This is a genomic window from Bacillus sp. z50 (assembly GCF_058313585.1).
The window spans coordinates 182,505-199,860 of sequence record NZ_JBZFQL010000004.1 but is presented as its reverse complement, the minus strand read 5'-3'; the positions used below and the strand labels follow the sequence as shown (position 1 = coordinate 199,860).

At 36.7% G+C, this 17,356-nt stretch carries 20 protein-coding genes; 10 read left to right on the top strand and 10 right to left on the bottom strand.

The annotated features are described in order from the left end of the window. Positions 1-3 precede the first annotated feature (3 nt). Complete coding sequence (locus tag AC4G3N_RS13640) at positions 4-852, bottom strand: peptidylprolyl isomerase (protein ID WP_066101888.1); 849 nt, start codon at positions 850-852, stop codon at positions 4-6. Between the two features lie 282 nt (positions 853-1,134). On the opposite strand from AC4G3N_RS13640, the gene AC4G3N_RS13635 reads away from it, so the two are divergent. Together AC4G3N_RS13635 and AC4G3N_RS13630 are read left to right on the top strand one after the other, a co-directional pair. After that, on the top strand, positions 1,135-1,221 hold the full coding sequence (locus AC4G3N_RS13635) for a YjcZ family sporulation protein (protein WP_066101885.1): 87 nt from the start codon (positions 1,135-1,137) through the stop codon (positions 1,219-1,221). Positions 1,222-1,255: 34 nt separating this feature from the next. Further along, positions 1,256-1,342: a YjcZ family sporulation protein gene (locus AC4G3N_RS13630; protein WP_066101882.1), complete on the top strand. Its 87-nt coding sequence runs from the start codon at positions 1,256-1,258 to the stop codon at positions 1,340-1,342. 81 nt (positions 1,343-1,423) lie between these two features. On the opposite strand, the gene AC4G3N_RS13625 is transcribed toward AC4G3N_RS13630, so the two are convergent. The 3 genes from AC4G3N_RS13625 to AC4G3N_RS13615 all read right to left on the bottom strand — a co-directional run bounded on the left by AC4G3N_RS13625 (position 1,424) and on the right by AC4G3N_RS13615 (position 2,886). Then, positions 1,424-1,612, bottom strand: coding sequence for a hypothetical protein (locus tag AC4G3N_RS13625; RefSeq protein WP_066101879.1), 189 nt, complete (start codon positions 1,610-1,612; stop codon positions 1,424-1,426). A 209-nt stretch (positions 1,613-1,821) separates the two neighbouring features. After that, positions 1,822-2,397, bottom strand: coding sequence for an HTH-type transcriptional regulator Hpr (locus AC4G3N_RS13620; protein ID WP_066101876.1), 576 nt, complete (start codon positions 2,395-2,397; stop codon positions 1,822-1,824). Positions 2,398-2,520: 123 nt separating this feature from the next. After that, entirely contained in the window at positions 2,521-2,886 is a 366-nt protein-coding gene (locus AC4G3N_RS13615) for a YtxH domain-containing protein (protein WP_139891499.1), read from the bottom strand. Positions 2,887-3,102: 216 nt separating this feature from the next. Here AC4G3N_RS13615 and yhzF point away from each other — a divergent pair, with 216 nt between their 5' ends. After that, a complete protein-coding gene (gene yhzF / locus AC4G3N_RS13610) occupies positions 3,103-3,330 on the top strand; it encodes a membrane protein YhzF (protein WP_483861443.1) in 228 nt (75 codons plus the stop codon). 60 nt (positions 3,331-3,390) lie between these two features. Here yhzF and AC4G3N_RS13605 read toward each other — a convergent pair whose 3' ends face one another. Continuing rightward, on the bottom strand, positions 3,391-3,906 hold the full coding sequence (locus AC4G3N_RS13605; protein WP_066101867.1) for a tryptophan transporter: 516 nt from the start codon (positions 3,904-3,906) through the stop codon (positions 3,391-3,393). A 114-nt stretch (positions 3,907-4,020) separates the two neighbouring features. Next, a complete protein-coding gene (serC, locus tag AC4G3N_RS13600; RefSeq protein ID WP_066101865.1) occupies positions 4,021-5,100 on the bottom strand; it encodes a 3-phosphoserine/phosphohydroxythreonine transaminase in 1,080 nt (359 codons plus the stop codon). A 349-nt stretch (positions 5,101-5,449) separates the two neighbouring features. On the opposite strand from serC, the gene AC4G3N_RS13595 reads away from it, so the two are divergent. Beyond that, entirely contained in the window at positions 5,450-6,436 is a 987-nt protein-coding gene (locus AC4G3N_RS13595; protein ID WP_257468977.1) for an alpha/beta fold hydrolase, read from the top strand. Positions 6,437-6,715: 279 nt separating this feature from the next. On the opposite strand, the gene AC4G3N_RS13590 is transcribed toward AC4G3N_RS13595, so the two are convergent. Further along, complete coding sequence (locus AC4G3N_RS13590) at positions 6,716-7,582, bottom strand: glycosyltransferase family 8 protein (protein ID WP_139891498.1); 867 nt, start codon at positions 7,580-7,582, stop codon at positions 6,716-6,718. A 327-nt stretch (positions 7,583-7,909) separates the two neighbouring features. Continuing rightward, the gene (locus tag AC4G3N_RS13585) at positions 7,910-8,332 is read right to left on the bottom strand and encodes an HIT family protein (RefSeq protein ID WP_066101859.1); all 423 of its coding nucleotides are present in this window, start codon (positions 8,330-8,332) and stop codon (positions 7,910-7,912) included. Positions 8,333-8,852: 520 nt separating this feature from the next. Here AC4G3N_RS13585 and AC4G3N_RS13580 point away from each other — a divergent pair. The 3 genes from AC4G3N_RS13580 to AC4G3N_RS13570 are packed head-to-tail and all read left to right on the top strand — an operon-like array spanning position 8,853 to position 11,530. Beyond that, entirely contained in the window at positions 8,853-9,593 is a 741-nt protein-coding gene (locus tag AC4G3N_RS13580) for an ABC transporter ATP-binding protein (RefSeq protein ID WP_066101856.1), read from the top strand. Continuing rightward, positions 9,586-10,785: an ABC transporter permease gene (locus tag AC4G3N_RS13575; RefSeq protein ID WP_066101853.1), complete on the top strand. Its 1,200-nt coding sequence runs from the start codon at positions 9,586-9,588 to the stop codon at positions 10,783-10,785. Before AC4G3N_RS13580 ends, AC4G3N_RS13575 begins: the two co-directional genes overlap by 8 nt. Positions 10,786-10,804: 19 nt before the next feature. Beyond that, positions 10,805-11,530: an EcsC family protein gene (locus AC4G3N_RS13570; protein ID WP_139891497.1), complete on the top strand. Its 726-nt coding sequence runs from the start codon at positions 10,805-10,807 to the stop codon at positions 11,528-11,530. 108 nt (positions 11,531-11,638) lie between these two features. On the opposite strand, the gene AC4G3N_RS13565 is transcribed toward AC4G3N_RS13570, so the two are convergent. Next, entirely contained in the window at positions 11,639-12,823 is a 1,185-nt protein-coding gene (locus AC4G3N_RS13565) for a M20 metallopeptidase family protein (protein WP_139891496.1), read from the bottom strand. A gap of 205 nt (positions 12,824-13,028) precedes the next feature. Beyond that, positions 13,029-13,523: a hypothetical protein gene (locus AC4G3N_RS13560; protein ID WP_066101844.1), complete on the bottom strand. Its 495-nt coding sequence runs from the start codon at positions 13,521-13,523 to the stop codon at positions 13,029-13,031. Between the two features lie 287 nt (positions 13,524-13,810). On the opposite strand from AC4G3N_RS13560, the gene hemE reads away from it, so the two are divergent. The 3 genes from hemE to hemY are packed head-to-tail and all read left to right on the top strand — an operon-like array spanning position 13,811 to position 17,273. After that, positions 13,811-14,872 (top strand): uroporphyrinogen decarboxylase, encoded by a 1,062-nt coding sequence (gene hemE, locus AC4G3N_RS13555; RefSeq protein WP_066101841.1) that lies wholly within the window; start codon positions 13,811-13,813, stop codon positions 14,870-14,872. Then, positions 14,872-15,810, top strand: a complete 939-nt coding sequence (gene hemH, locus AC4G3N_RS13550) for a ferrochelatase (RefSeq protein WP_066101838.1) — start codon at positions 14,872-14,874, stop codon at positions 15,808-15,810. The genes hemE and hemH overlap by 1 nt, the downstream gene beginning before the upstream one ends. Positions 15,811-15,839: 29 nt before the next feature. After that, positions 15,840-17,273 (top strand): protoporphyrinogen oxidase, encoded by a 1,434-nt coding sequence (gene hemY, locus AC4G3N_RS13545; protein WP_491090342.1) that lies wholly within the window; start codon positions 15,840-15,842, stop codon positions 17,271-17,273. The last annotated feature ends 83 nt before the right edge of the window (positions 17,274-17,356 follow it).

Below are 17,356 nucleotides of genomic sequence, written 5' to 3'. Positions count from 1 at the left end.
CTATTAGAATGCATCTTTTAAATCTTTATCTTTTACTTCAACATCAGCATCATCAATCACTTTTTGAATAGCTTCTTGAGCTTTTGCGGAATCTAGCTTGGTCATTTTAACGTTTCTAGTTACTTCATCTTTGGATTCTTCGAAAGAAGGATTGTCATTTTCTTTCTTCTCTGTTACTTGAATGATATGGAATCCATGCTCAGTTTGTACAGGATCAGAAATTTTGTTGACTTCAAGGCCGTATGCAGCATCTTCAAATGCAGTTACCATTTGTCCAACCCCAAACCAACCAAGGTCTCCACCTTTATCTTTATTGGCTGTATCTGTTGAATATTCTTTTGCCAAATCCTCGAATTTTTCACCTTTATCAAGCTTAGCCTTTACTTCTTTCGCTGTTTCCTCATCTGCTACAAGAATATGGCGAGCTTTTAAGTCGATTTTATATTTGTTATTATAGTAATCCTTAAGTTCTTTATCTGTTACTTTGATTGTATCAAGAGCGGCTTTTTCCTGTAAAAGATTGAATTTCACAGATTCTTTAAAAGCTTCTTCATCTTTAAAGCCAGACTGTGCCAAAGCTGCTTCAAAATTTTCGCCAAGATTTTCTTTGGCTTCTTCAACCTGTTTATTCACTTCTTTATCTGTTACTTTATATTTATCAGAGAGAACTTTTTTATATACGAGTTCTTTTACTGCTTGATCCCCGTATTGATCTTTTAGTTGTTGATAAAGCTCCTCTTTAGTAACATTTCCTGCTTTCGTTTCTACCACTGCTTCATCAGATTCATTATTGCAGGCTGCAAGACTGACAAGTAAAGCTGCTGATGCCAACGTAATTAACCATTTCTTCATCCATTACACTCCTTTTAGCGTGTTGCCAAGTAAAAGTATTTCATAACAAGCCTAACTATAACACAAAAATTCTGTTAAAAAAAGGATAAGCACAAATGTTATTTGATAATTATAATAATTGGAACAATCTTACTTAAATTCTAATCAGCGTTTTCATGGAATCTCATGTGTTTTTAAGTCTGTTTAGGGTCTTCATTAAAAATCATTTATTTAAGCAAAAGGCCCATTCCTTTTTGTGGAAATTGAATATGATACGGTAGCAGCTCAAAAGGAGGTGTGATCATGAGTCAAGGATTTGGTGGAGGATTTGCTTTCATCGTAGTTCTGTTTATTCTACTCGTGATTGTTGGTGCGTCATATGTGTACTAACTAAGTAAGTATGTAACTGAAGGGAGGATACAACATGTCTGGTGGATACGGCGGAGGTTTCGCTTTATTAGTAGTTTTATTTATCTTGTTGGTTATCATTGGAGCATCTTGGATTAACTAATTCAAGATTTGCAAAATCCTCATAAAGGTCACCTATGATCTATAGGTTGAACGAAAGACGAGTGTGAGTAACACTCGTCTTTTATATGGTGTAGAATATTTCAATATAAGTAGAGATTAACAGGATGGTAATAAGGATATTGATTGTTCGAAAAAATTTGGCCTGTTTAGCTTCTGGCAATTCCTTTTTAGTACAGAAGCTGTCTGATAATTTATTGATATAATACAAAATAAAAAGTGCAAATAATGAAAACCAAATGAGAGGTATCATCCTGTTATCCTCCTTGACGCTAGTATCTCTCTAACATTATCAAAAAAGTATCAATTCTGTAAAGAATATGAATCGTTAGAACATTAATTACTCGGGAAATTAAGAGGGGGAAGAAAACGAGGGATATATAAAACATTGTGATTAAATACACAAGCCCATTCAAGATAAAAGCGGAGGTATGATAGATTAGTGTCCGCTTTTATCTATTATTATTGAATGGGCTCTTTTTGATTTTCAATTTTTTCGAGAATTCCATTTTCGTCTGTGAATTCATTCTCAAGATTTGCAAATGATTTTTCAAATATATTCATAAAGTCGTCACCATAGATATTTTTAACAATCGCCATCATTTCCATCATATCAGGGAATTTTCCGTATAAGTCTTTTAAGGGTTGAGCACCTAAATAGACGGAGTTCTTGGATGAATCGAATACGCTTACGATTTCAAGCAATAGTTCGTTCCCTTCATCTGTAAGCTCAATATAGGTGTTACGTTTGTCATTTTCCTTTTTTGAAAATCTGAGAAGACCACGTTCTTCCAGCTTTTTTGAAAAGTTAAAGGCTGTAGATACATGCATAACACCGAACTTGGCCACATCAGATATGGATGCTCCCTTAAGATGATAAGCAATCCATAGAATATGATGTTCATTGATATTTAAATTATAGGGTTTAATCCACTGCTGCCAGTCTTTTTCAATTGCTTTCCAGAGAGCTTTGCTAAGCTGAGCAACCCGCTGGGTAAATAGCATGGCTTCTTTGATGGAATTTAAATTTTCAGTCATAATACGCTCACCTACTTTTCTCAATTTATCTTACTGATTTATTATCCTTATAAAATATTAAATAACAAAAATGGTAATTTGCCAAATTTTTAGTTTTTTTACCGAGATTTTCTTGGCGCTGAGTTATTTTGTAGTGAGCGGAGATATAGCTGTTTCAAGCTCCTGGATGGCTGTTTCAACATCATTAATTTGGACTTGAATAGCACTTGTGTGTGCCTGGCTGTCTTGTTTCCATTCTTCCAATGCTTCTTTTACACCTTTTACGAACACTTGAATCTGTGTCTTGCTGACCGCGGTTGCAGATACGGATTCGTTCTTTAACTGGACGATACTTCTTTTTACATCCTGAAGAAGGTCCATAGTCTCATCTTTCGATTGTTTAAGCTTCAATCTGAGCTCTTGTCCGGATGAAGGCGTGCTTAACAATACTGAGACTCCAGCTACTGTAAACCCGGAAATAAAACCTATTAATAATGATTTTCCTTTCATTGCTATTCACCTCAATTTTATCTTTCCATAACAGATTTCTACATAAAGTTAAAATACCCTTTAAAATTATTCCTTATATTTAACAATTCCTTTTTTTATATTATTTTAAACGTAAAAAGCTATTTTCGGAAACTATTCTTGGAAAAAAATTCATTTATTTTTAGGTTATACCTTATTATTCATCCAGTATTATGTTATTTCATATAAATATTGAATGTGCATACAATTAGATATGTAGATGAAAAGGAGGAGGAGGAAGTGTCATTATTTTTACTCATATTAATTCTCTTCAGTGGGTTTATAAGTATATTGTTTTACTCAATCATTTCTCTGGGAAAAGGAGGCGTATATCCAGCTAGACGTGTACTAAAGAAGAGGATTCATATGAGTGGAATATGGGCTTCAGTTCTTCTTTTGGTATTAATCTTAATATGGAAGTTGTAGATAGTAGAGGAACGTAAAAAGAGGATGTTAACCTTTTATGGTTTGCATCCTCTTGTTCTATTAGTTAACTGCTATATTCGAGCGTTTTAAAATGCCGCTGGCAATGGGGTGTATAAGGGCCATTACGACAGTATTAACAACTGTTGCAGGTAAGACTACGCCAGCTGCCAAAGCTAGAAATGGTCCAGGTAATCCAACGATCAGATAGGCCGATCCAAGAAATAGCATGCCGGATACCAGTGTACCTATAAAAGTCAGTACAAGTGAAAAGGCAAAGGTTTTGCCTAACTTTTGAACGATACTAAAAATAGCATATATAAGTAAAGCAGTGAAAAATTTATCAATCAGATTTGGAATTAATCCTCCAGGGAAAGTAGTGGTCAATCCGGATATGACCCCGGTTACGCTCCCTAACAGTACCGTGCTTTTCAAATCAGGGAATAAAAATATCCCTAGGAACATCATAATCAGCATAAGGTCTGGCTTCATCCCAAACACAATTCCCGGCATGACAGTGTGCAATACAGTACCAATTCCAACTAGCAGTGATAAAGTCACCAAATTCTTCGTATTCACTTCTCATCTCTCCTATTCTAAGCTTATCTCATTTTCTTCTCCGATTGTGCACTCGTTGCCAACCGCGAAAAGGTTATATAGAGTATATCACCCATTAGCAATATTTAACACATGTTAATGCTTATTTTTAAAATTATTCATGAAGTCGGCCAGCTTTTGGCAGTGCTCAATCGGAACTGCATTATAGATAGATGCCCTGCATCCTCCAATGGAACGGTGGCCCGCCAAACCGACGAAGCCAGCATTCTTGGACTCTTGAATGAATAGGTCGGATAATTCTTTAGTAGGAAGAGTAAAGGTGATGTTCATGGTTGAGCGGCTATCTTTCTCGGCATGGCCACTGTAAAATCCGTTACTCTCGTCTATTGTCTGATAAATGATCTGGGCTTTTTGTGAATTTATTTTTTCTATTTCGTCAACACCGCCTTTATCTTTTGTCCACTCAAGGACTAAGGCCAATAAATAGATGGCCAAAGTCGGCGGTGTGTTATATAAAGACTTTGAAGCCGCATAAGTATCATAAGAGAGCATGGTTGGTAATTGCTGATGTTCTTTAATTAAGTCATCCCGGATAATCACGACTGTGACGCCAGATGGACCTAGGTTTTTTTGAGCACCTGCATAAATCAGTCCAAAATCAGTTATGTTAATTCGCCTGCTTAAAATGTCGCTGGACATATCTGCAATCAGAGGAACTGTATTTGTTTTGGGGAATTCCTGCCACTGAGTGCCGTAAATGGTATTATTACTGGTGATATGCAGATAGGCAGCATCAGGTTTCAAAGAAATATTGTTATGTTCAGGAATACGCTTATAATTTATATCCTTAGTGGAAGCGGCAATTTCTGTGTGTCCAATTTTACGAGCCTCTTTTAAAGCTTTTTCAGACCAGGATCCAGTCAAAATATAGCTTGCGCATTTATCGGGTGAAAGAAGATTCATAGGTACCATAGAAAATTGAAGACTAGCTCCGCCTTGTAAAAATAGTACTTCATAATTATCAGGAATATCTAATAGCTCTTTCAATAAATGGGTAGCTTTTGAATGCACTTTGTCATATTCTTTGCTGCGATGGCTCAATTCCATAACAGACATATGGCTGCCTTCAAAGTTCATCCACTCCTGTTTAGCCTTCAATAATACTTCTTCCGGTAATGCAGCAGGACCGGCATTAAAATTGTAAGCACGTGTCATGATTATTCCCCTTCCGATATCGCGATTCTTTACTTAATTCCCTATAATACTTTTCAGTACTAAAGTGAGTGAATTCCACCATATTCTACAACAAAAGGAGATAAAAATAAATAAATAATCAGACTATTAGGTTAATTGCAGGGGGCGTGGAGATAACTTGTTAGGATCAACACAGGTTAATGGAATAAATTAAAACTCTAATATGGGAGATTCTATCTTGAGGGTTTTATGAAATTAGATGTAGAGTTTTATAAGGCTTAAGACTTATCTTAAAATACTTCTGAGGCTCATTTCTATTATCTTGTTGCTAACTTATGATAGATAAAAAGAAAGTGGGTCATAAAAAGTAATGAAGAAAACTAAAAAAAGATATCGAATTTGGATAGTTTTAAGAAATATTTTATTCTCCATTCTAGCAGCGTTTGTTATTTGGATTACCTTTAGTAATATTATGACAGTATATGAACAAACAAAATACCAACCCATAGGGGAAGTAGTTGAAGTGGATGGTGAAAATATACACATTTATACAAAGGGTGAGGGCGCTGACACAATCGTTTTATTAAGCGGGCTCGGAACAGCAGCACCAGCATTGGATTTTGACCCTTTAATAAATGAAATCTCAAAAAATAATAAAGTAGTAGTGGTAGAGCCGTTTGGATACGGATGGAGTGATATAACCAAAAAAGAACGGACAGTTGAAAACATTGTAGAGGAAATAAGAGTAGCCTTAAAAAAATCAAACATACAAGGCCCGTATATTCTGATGCCTCATTCAGTTTCAGGAATTTACAGTATGTATTTTGCTAATACATACCCAGAGGAAGTTAAAGGTATCATAGGAATCGACCCGACATTACCACATGCTTTAGAATATTTTAGTGAGGATGCACCTAAAATGCCTAAGTTTTTAAAATATCTGGCACCAACCGGAATCGCTAGATTAGCATTGTATATTAATTCTCAAGTTTTTTTACCTATTGCAGATGACGGCACCTATTCCGAAAAAAATTTAAAAATGACCAAGGCACTTTCCGCATGGAAGGGTTACAACAAAAACGTTGTTGCTGAAGCCAATGAAATAAAAGAAAATATTGATAAAACCGTTGATATGAAGTTACCATCTACTATTCCAGTCTTATTCTTTACAACGAAAGAAGAAAAGGGATTAGAGGATGGCAAGAATAACGTGTCTTTTTATCAGACACAATTAACTAATCATCCTGCTAGTAAAGTTGTAGTCTTACAGGGTCATCACTATCTTCATTGGACACGTTCTAAGGAAATGAACAAAGAAATTAATGAATTCACAAGTTCATTTTCTGTTGAGCAATAACAACATGCGAAGGCCATTGAAGGGGCTTTAACTGAATAAGGAATACAGTCGTTCTATATAGGGGTGGCTGTTTTTATACCTCGCGTAGGAAATTGATAGTAATGTTTGAATTTAGACAAGCAATGAGGAGCATTTGATTTCTTGTCCTTAAACTATCTGGGCATTTTAGTTCAATAACAAGTACAGCCACTTCCTGTATGGAGGTGGCTGTTTTCACACTCAGAAAAAATATTAAACAATAGCAACAATTCTTACGAAACAGCCTTTTAAATAACAGCCTTATATTGGCTTACTCCTTAGAGAAGGCTGCATGATTTCTTGACCAATAGCGTATGCTCCACGAAATGCCATTTTATCATAGTGTTTATATAAAGCATGGAATCTACCGTTGTAGTTTTGTTTCCATGGCTTTTTCTTTCCGCAAAAGTGGAGAAACACGGTGTGATGGATTACATAATCCATATCCATCTTATGATTGGACATTAATTTATAATAATTGTAGTATCTGGCGTCATAGTTATAAATCGTTTCTTCTAAATTTTTAATATATTTGGAGTAAAGTGCGTTTAATATATCCTGATCAGGCAAAATTAATTTTTTCTTATTTTCTTCTACAAATTTAAAAATCTCATCCTCGTTTATTACTTTTCGCTGTTCTTTTAAATTCATTAACAATACACCTGAATTGTAATAAGCATCTATTTCATAAGGGGATAAACGGATTTGATTAATTCCTTTTACTGATATTTTATTATGACAGGCAGCAGCAAATAAATTATTGCCTAGGTCCATCTCATAAAGGTCATCAACAGAGTTTAGAACAAGAATATCCGGATCCAGGTACAGGATTCGGTCCAAATTTTTCGGTAGGAACTTGAAGGCCAATAATCGATAGTACATTTCTTTTGTATAATGCATTAAAACCGGTGCATCTTGAAAATGTCCATCATCCACCTGAACACTTATAAGCTCACTTCCATTTCTATGGACAAATTGTTCTAAGGAATGAATCTCTTCTGTTTTAATATCAGTATGCATAATAAAAATTTTAAAGGTTTTATGTGAGTTATTTAGGAACAAGGACTGAAGCATTACTTTAAGTGGTTTTAAATAAGTGGAATTTAGCGTTACCAGTATATTAATCACTGTAAATCATCCTTCCAATTGCATTTATATAGGCTTGTAAGAAATACACCTTTTTTATCTGAACGATTATGTAACATCTACATCTAATAATAAATAAATAATATAAAAATAGTATAGTATATTTTTAAAATATTTCTCAAATCATTATTTCGACTTACTATACCGTTTTATTGTAATTCTAACAATTGAGTTAACAGTTATTTTCAAAAAACACCTGTATCTTAAAATGAACATTGGTTGTTTGAATGTATACTAATAAGACAGACAGCCTTCTTAGCTGTAAAATTAAAAAAAGGCTCCCCTATTGAAAGGAAGCCATTTTTCTTATTATTGTATATGCTGATTGATTGATGCAGCAATATTAGCGAGGTCTTCGCCCGTATATTCACTTGTATGTGTTTTCCAAACAGCGCCAAACCCATCGTTTTGTCCATAGCGTGGAATCAAGTGGATGTGGAAGTGGAATACGGATTGTCCAGCATGTTCACCATTATTATTTAGAACATTCATTCCGATCGGTTGATATTCCTGCTTCAAGGCACGAGTTATTTTTGGAACTACCTGGAACACATGGCTTGCTATTTCAGGAGTTAATTCATAAACATTTTCTTTATGTACTTTTGGGATGACGAGAGTATGTCCCTTAGTGACCTGGCTTATATCTAAAAATGCCATCACATGCTCATCTTCGTATACTTTTGCAGAGGGGATATCACCTTTAATAATTTTACAAAATATACAATCTTCCATGGTTAACATCCTTTCTATTTATTGATTCATTATGTATTAGTGTAGCACAGACAAAAACGGGAAAAAAGGAAAGGGACGCAACATATAATGTTACGCCCCTAAGTCCTCGAGGAGAAGCTTAATTCCTGGATATTCTTACAGAATCTTCTCTGACAATTACTCCAATCGTTTAGATGAAGCAATTTTGTCGTTTTCCCATGTTATGTCCAATGCAACCATCCCCTTAACACTTGGAATTATTGATCCCAATTTCAGGTTCTAGGCCTTTAGCGAACACCCCATTTTCGAAAGAAGTACACTGATCAAACCCTAGGTTAAAGCCTTACGTTATCGCGAACCAACACCCCATTTATCAATGAAGTAAAGTGAATGTTGTTCCCCTCTGATTATAGATTGCCCATGTTTTTTCCTAATATACATATTAAATGTCCAAAAAAGTTCCACATTTACTTTTAGCGTTTTCCGTTTTAGGAACCGTTTGTTACAATGATAGGGAGAAAAAGAAAAGGAGACTGTCTCTATGTCATTGCTTGAAATTAATCATATAACAGGCGGTTACACAAAAACACCTGTATTAAAAGACGTGAGTTTTGAAGTGAAACCCAATGAACTTGTCGCATTGATTGGATTAAATGGGGCAGGGAAATCAACGATCATCAAACATATTATTGGTTTAATGACACCGAAAAATGGCGAAATCAAGATAAATGGAAGCCAGTTTAAGGATGATAAAGACAACTATCGCAAACAATTTTCATTTGTGCCTGAAACCCCTATCTTATATGAAGAACTGACTTTGGAAGAGCATTTAAAATTGACTGCTATGGCCTATGGTATAGAAGAGTCTGTTTATCAAGAAAGAGTCGAAAAGCTATTAAAGGAATATCGAATGGAAAAAAGGCTGAAATGGTTTCCAGCTCACTTTTCCAAAGGGATGAAGCAAAAAGTAATGATCATGTGTGCATTTCTTGCTGAGCCTTCTTTATATATTGTTGACGAACCATTTGTTGGGCTTGATCCGATTGCCATCCAATCCTTATTGGATATGATGAAGGATATGAAAAATCAGGGGGCAGGAATCTTAATGTCTACCCACATCTTGGCTACGGCTGAAAAATATTGTGACTCCTTTATCATTCTTCATGAAGGTGAGGTACGGGCTAAAGGAAATATTGAAGATTTACGCAATCAATTTAACATGCCTGGAGCTTCCCTGGATGATATTTATCTGCAATTGACAAAGGAAGATCGCCATGAATAGGGAAACATTGTGGAAGGACCGTTTTAATAATTATCTGAAGGAGACAACTAAATACTTGCGGTTCATATTTAATGGACATCTGGTCTTTGTAATGATTATTCTGCTGGGAGGAGCGGGGTTCTATTACAGTGAATGGCTTAAAACATTAAGTCCTGATTTTCCAACCGTATGGATTATGGCGATTCTCTTAGGATTAGTTACAACAATTAGCCCGGTTTCAACGTTTTTCCGCGATCCGGACATAGTGTTCTTACTGCCAATCGAGTCAAAATTATCATCCTATATAAAAAAATCGATCATATTTAGCTTAGTCATGCAGGGCTATATTCTTATCATGGTTCTGGCTGTATTAATGCCAATGTATATGCAAACAATGCAAGAACAAACGGTATCCTTCTTGTGGATGCTCCTATCTTTGTTGATTGTAAAGGGGATTAATCTTTGTTCGCGCTGGTTCGTTTTGTACTATAGGGAAAAAAGTGCATCTTTCGTTGATGGATTAGTCCGTTTCGTCCTAAATGCGGCTTTTGTGTATTTTCTTGTTAAGAATGAGTCTTTTCTTTTTATGGGAATTGTCCTCCTTCTTTTAGGAGGGCTTTGCTTCTATTATTGGAAAAGCACAAGAGAGGAAAGTTTACATTGGGAAAAGCTGATTGAGCTAGAGAATGGAAGAATGGCTGCTTTTTATCGAGTAGCAAATTTGTTTACGGATGTTCCAAAATTACGTGAAAAAATCTCAGAGAGAAGATGGCTTGGTGGTGTTATGACTCTTCTTTCGGGTAAGTCTAACAATCCATTCAGCTATTTATATGCCAGAACATTTGTAAGAGCGAATGACTATCTAGGTTTATTTGTGAGGTTAACTTTCATTGCGGCTGTTTTATTCCTGTTTACAGATCTGGGATGGGGAACATTATTTATTGCGATTCTCTTTTTATATATAACAGGTTTACAGCTCCTGCCAATCTGGCATCATCATGATCAAAAAATGGTGATGGATCTTTATCCATTGCATACAGATTATAGAAGGAAGGCTGTTCTTAGACTGCTCATTACCGTTCTAGTTATTCAAAATTTAATTTTCTTTATGACGGTTCTGATTGGTGCAGGAGTTAAATTGGCAATTGTAACATTAGTGAGTGGTTTTGCGTTCATTTTCATTTTCAGACCGTATGCAATGAAAAAAATGTGAGTGGCATTGGAGGTTTTGTATGTCATCTGAACGGTACGAGGAAAGAGCCAAGCAGGATTTGATGTTATGGAAGAAGAAAATCAGCGCTAAGCCAAGTATGGCAATGCGTATCTCCAAACAGGCCCAAACGGCAATTAATCAAAAGATACCTCAAAAAGTACATGATATAATTAGCTCTTCTATTAAAACAATGGTGGACGGCGTATTATACGGTTCAACCTATTTTAAGAAAGTAGACCATGTTGGGAATACGCTCGAGGAAAAGGAAGAGCTGGCTCAATCTATGCTGAATATATATAGAAGAACAGCAGTCATTGAAGGAGCGGGAACAGGGGCAGGAGGAATATTGCTTGGTCTATCGGACTTTCCACTGCTTCTATCTATAAAAATAAAGTATCTATTTAATATCTCTCAGCTTTATGGTTTTGACCCAAGAAAATGGGAGGAAAGAGTATTTATCCTGTTAGTATTCCAGCTTGCTTTTTCTTCTTTAGAAAAAAGGAAAGAGCTTCTCCCAGTGATTGAAGACTGGGAAAACAAAAAAGGATTGTACCAGGAAATTGATTGGCAAAGCTTTCAGCAGGAGTACCGGGATTCGATTGACTTTATAAAAATGATGCAGTTGGTGCCGGGAATCGGCGCAATTGTAGGAGCCTGGGCCAATCATCAGCTGCTTGAACAATTGGGTGAAACGGCAAAACACGCTTATCAAATGAGATGGTTTACTGAAGAGGAAATGGGCTGAAAATAAAATTATTAGGCTTAAAAACTGGCATCGATTAAAGATATGCCAGTTTTTCTGTTTTTCATATTAAAATGTCGAAGATAAAATTTGCTGGTGGAAGTAAGGGGATTAGAAATAGCGCCATTCCTGAAAACCGATGGCTGCACTGCCCAAGGTCTTTGCGGCAATTAACATGGCTTTCTCATTAAAATCGAATAAAGGATGGTGGTGTGGATAAGGGTGATCTGTGTTCTCGGGAGCAGCGCCTGTAAAAAACATAGATCCCCTGACCTGTTGAAGATAGTACGAGAAATCCTCTCCTACCAACAGGGGTGTAAGTTTTTTTATGTTTTCGCATCCGACGATTTCGGTTGCCTTATATTCAATATAGTCAGTCTCTGATGGATGATTAATGGTTGGAGGATATCCTCTGAAGTATCTCAGTTCATATTGGCAGTTATTTGCCAGGCAGACACCTTGAACAATTCGTTCAATTTCCTCAATAATTTGTTCTTGAACTTCTGATTCAAAGGTTCGGACAGTACCTTCTAAAAAGGCTTTATCAGGTATGATATTAAATGCTTCCCCAGCTTTAAATTTCCCGATTGTTAAAACGGCTGCTTCCATTGGATCAATTCTTCTGCTCGTTATAGTTTGCAGGAGAGATACGATTTCTGACGCAATGACCAATGAGTCTTTTGAAGTATGAGGCTCTGCCCCATGACCACCCTGACCGTATATGGTCACTTTAAACCGATCGGCAGTGGCGGTTATTGGGCCAGGGCTTATATAAATAGATCCAGTAGGGAATGGAGACCAAAGATGTGTTCCAAAAATGGCATCTACACCATCAAGGCAGCCATCTTCAATCATAAATTTTGCCCCACCGGGAGCAAGTTCTTCTGCATGCTGATGTATAAAGACATATGTTCCTTCCAACAGATGCTGCATTTCTTTAATCGCTTTGGCCAATATTAGCAATAAAGCTGTGTGTCCGTCATGGCCACAGGCATGCATGACTCCAGGGACTGTTGAGCGGTAAGAGACATTTTTTCCATCCTGGATGGGGAGGGCATCAAAATCTGCACGCAGGGCAACTGTTCTGCCAGGGGATTTACCATGTATGGTCGCCACAATCCCGCCACCTCCAACATTGCTTCGGATAGGGACATTTAATTCTTTATAAAAATTTTTTATGAATTGTACTGTTTTCTTTTCATGAAAGGAAAGCTCAGGGTGCTTATGCAAATAACGGCGAATGGCCACCATTTCTTTGAAATCATCTTCTAATCTTTGAAATAGCTCCTTTTCCATATAATCCCCCTAATTAAATGACATGGTTTCCTAGTATCCTTATTTACATAATTAACCATTATTAAACTAAATTTAGTAAAACTTCTATAAGTTTAGTAGATTGACATTTTAAAAAAAGGATAAACAATGATTAAGGAGCCAAATAGATGATATGTCAGTATGGTTATCATTGTAGACGGTTTTCAAATATGATAATTGCATTCCCCTACTTGTTTTCTTCTTTGTAAGCATGAAAGGTGACAGTGTAAGGACTGCCTGTAAACAATACCTGTGTGTTAAAAAGGCTGGACTTATTTGGGACTAGTGCACTTGTATCCCCTTTTGCATAGGCCTGTTCGTTCTTCCAGTTTGTCAAAACAACATAGGTATCAGATTTGATAGGGCTAAGTATACGCATCGCATGGATCCCAGTTTCATTTTTGATGGACACTAATTTATTTTTAAGGTCAAATTCAAATGCAGGCCGATCTTCAATAGAAACAGGTATATTATGTAGAGCATAAAATCCTTCTTGTTTAAGTGGACCGAATCCATCCAAAACTTCGAACTTTCTTGCTGAAGAAAAGATTGTTTTCTGATCCGTTTCATGAATCAGAGCGGCAGTTTTAGGATTGTTCAATAAAATAAGAGGTAAATTTGCTCGTTTATCTTGTATCCTTTTTAAAAAGCTGAAGGTTCCTGTCGTTATATAGAAGTTCATTATTTGCCCCCTGATTAGATATTTTAGTATAATGGAGTCGTTAGTTAATAGTAATTATTCTAATTTGTAACATTTTATTTACCCATTATTAGTTAAGTCATAACCTACATTGCTGTTAGGTAAGGAGCATTTAACTATAATGGTTTAAATTAAGTCTATTTTTTGACAATTTTTTCACGATTATATACAAGGAAAGGCTGAAAGGATATAGTTGTTATTGATGCCTAAACGATGTAATTCAGGAAAAAAATATAAAATATATAGTAAAAAAGAGGGGCGGAGCGGCTTTGAGACAAAAATTCAATGATACCTTCCTAAAAGCAATTAATAAAGAGAAGGTAAATCACACTCCAGTATGGTATATGAGACAGGCGGGAAGATCTCAGCCTGAATACCGAAAAATTAAAGAAAAATATTCCTTATTTGAAATTACTCATCAACCTGAATTAGCAGCCTATGTAACTCGACTACCGGTTGAACAATACGATGTAGATGCAGCTATTCTATATAAAGATATTATGTCTCCGCTGCCTGGAATTGGTGTACAGGTTGACATTAAATCAGGAATTGGTCCGGTTATCGACAATCCAATTCAATCATTAGCCGATGTCGAAAAGCTTGGTGAATTAAATCCAGAAGAAGATGTTCCTTATATTCTCGATACGATTAAACTGTTGACTGAAGAACAATTATCCGTCCCGTTAATCGGATTTTCAGGAGCTCCTTTCACAATCGCAAGTTACATGATTGAAGGCGGTCCTTCTAAGAATTATACAAAAACAAAAGCATTTATGTATACCGAACCAAAGGCATGGTTTGCATTAATGGATAAGCTGGCAGATACCATTATTATCTATGTGAAAGCTCAAGTAAAAGCAGGCGCAAAAGCAATCCAAATATTTGATTCATGGGTCGGTGCCTTAAATGTTCAAGACTACCAATACTATATTAAACCAATTATGAATCGGATATTCACAGAACTTAGGGAAGTGCGAGTTCCTTTGATTATGTTCGGTGTGGGAGCAAGCCATTTGGCTAAGGAATGGAATAGCCTTCCACTTGATGTTGTCGGTCTTGACTGGAGGCTGTCCATTACTGAAGCAAGAAATATCGGAATAAACAAAACAGTAATGGGAAATCTTGATCCGGCATTGCTTACCTCATCCTGGGATGCCATTGAGAAGAAAGCAAAAGAGATTATTGAACAGGGATTACAGGAACCGGGTCATGTATTTAACCTTGGACATGGGGTCTTCCCAGAGGTAAATCCTGAAGTTCTAAAACGCCTGACTGCATTTATACATGAGTATTCTGCAACTATCATCACATCAAAAGGAGAGGCTGAATAATGGCACATACAAAGAAAAAAATCGGTTTATTAGTAATGGCATACGGTACACCTTATAAGGAAGATGATATTGAGCGTTATTATACACATATTCGTCACGGAAGAAAGCCGTCTGAAGAAATGCTTGAAGACTTGACTTCAAGATATCGTGCGATTGGCGGGATTTCACCGCTTGGAAAGACAACGGAAGATCAGGCAGCTCATTTGGAAGCAGCGCTAAATAAAGTACAGGATCAATATGAATTTGTAGCTTATATAGGTTTGAAACATATTGAGCCATTTATTGAAGATACTGTTGAAAAAATGCATGCTGACGGAATCACGGAGGCAGTTAGCATTGTGCTTGCACCTCATTATTCCACTTTCAGCATTAAATCATACAATGGACGTGCAAAAGATGTTGCTGATAAATATGGCATGAAAATTACTTCAGTTGAAAGCTGGTACAAAGAACCAAACTTCATTAAATATTGGGTTGACCATGTAAAAGAAGCATTTAATCAAATGACTCCGGAGGAAAGATCAGCAGCGGTATTAATCGTATCTGCACATAGCTTACCTGAAAAAATTAAACAGCTAGGCGATCCATATGAACAGCAATTAGAAGAAACAGCAAAACTGGTTGCTGAAGGAGCAGGCGTTGAAAACTATGCGGTTGGTTGGCAAAGTGCCGGAAATACACCTGATCCATGGCTTGGACCGGATGTTCAGGATTTGACAAGAGATCTTTATGAACAACATGGATATAAAGCGTTTGTCTATACACCGGTTGGCTTTGTGGCTGAGCATTTGGAAGTTCTTTATGACAATGATTATGAATGTAAGGTGGTTACGGATGAGATAGGCGCAACATACTATCGCCCTGCCATGCCGAATACGCATCCTGATTTCATCAATGCCATGGTTGATGCAGTTATGAAAAAAATGGAGCTTAACTGATAACCAACAATGAAAAGAAGGCGATAAAATTGGATTCAACGAAACAAAATATTGCAATCATTGGTGGTGGAATCGCGGGTCTGACGGCAGCCTATTACCTTGATAAAAAAGTAAAGGAAGTCAATCTTCCATATAATGTAATTCTAATAGAGTCTACAACTAGGCTTGGCGGTAAAATGCAAACGGTAGAACGTGACGGTTTTGTCATTGAAAGAGGCCCAGATTCATTCTTGGCTCGAAAGAAGAGCATGACAGAATTGGCGAAAGAAGTGGGTCTTGAAAGCACGATTGTTCCAAATTCAACAGGGAAATCTTATATTCTCGTAAAGGATAACCTTCATCCAATTCCGGGTGGATCGGTTATGGGGATTCCTACGGAGATAGGGCCGTTTATTACAACGGGGCTGTTTTCTCTATCAGGTAAAATGAGAGCAGCTATGGATTTTATCCTGCCGCGTTCTAAAGAGCCAGGCGATCAGCCATTAGGGAAATTTTTAAGGCGCCGTCTTGGGGATGAGATAGTGGAGAATCTGGTTGAGCCTCTTCTTTCAGGAATTTATGCAGGCGATCTCGACAAGTTAAGCACAATGTCCACGTTTCCTGATATGCTAAAATTGGAGAAGAAATACAGAAGCATTGTATTGGGTACAAAAAAGAACCGTCCTAAAAAACCAGTATCACAAGACAATAAATCAGCAGCAGATAGCAAAATCGGTATGTTCCGAACCTTTAATAAAGGGCTGCAATCATTGACGGATGCCATTGAAGCAAAGCTTCCAGCAAATCAAATCCTTAAAGGGACAAGAGTTGATGGGATTATTAAAACAGGTGAAGGATATATGCTGACATTAAATAATGGGGATCGGTTACCTGTCATTTCAGCTATATTGGCTACTCCCCATCAGGCTGTTCCGCAAATGCTGCCGGATTATGGGATGTTTGAGCCGTTTAAGGTAATACCTTCCACATCGGTTGCAACGGTATCAATGGCATTTGATGCAAGCGCGATTAAAGAGGATATTGATGGAACAGGATTCCTTGTATCAAGAAACAGTGATTATACGATTACGGCTTGTACATGGACTCATAAAAAATGGCCGCATACTACGCCTCATGGCAAGGTTTTACTGCGCTGTTATGTAGGAAGAGCCGGTGATGAGGTAGTCGTAGACTTATCAGACGGTGAAATTGAACAAATTGTATTGGATGATTTAAACAGAATCATGCAAATTACTGAAAAACCGGATTTCACCATCGTCACTCGTTGGAATGAAGGGATGCCTCAGTACGAAGTCGGTCATTTAGATCGTTTAAAAATGATTAAAGAAAGAATGGACAAGGAGCTTCCGGGAATTTATCTGGCCGGAGCATCCTATAATGGTATTGGAATGCCTGACTGTATTGATCAGGGGATTGCTGCCATGAATCAGGTCCTTACATTTATTAAAGAAAAAAATCTATAACTTTACAAAATAAACAAATCCGATTAATTCCTCTTATTATGGAGAAGAATTAATCGGATTTTTTATATCTTTTTATTGGGCTC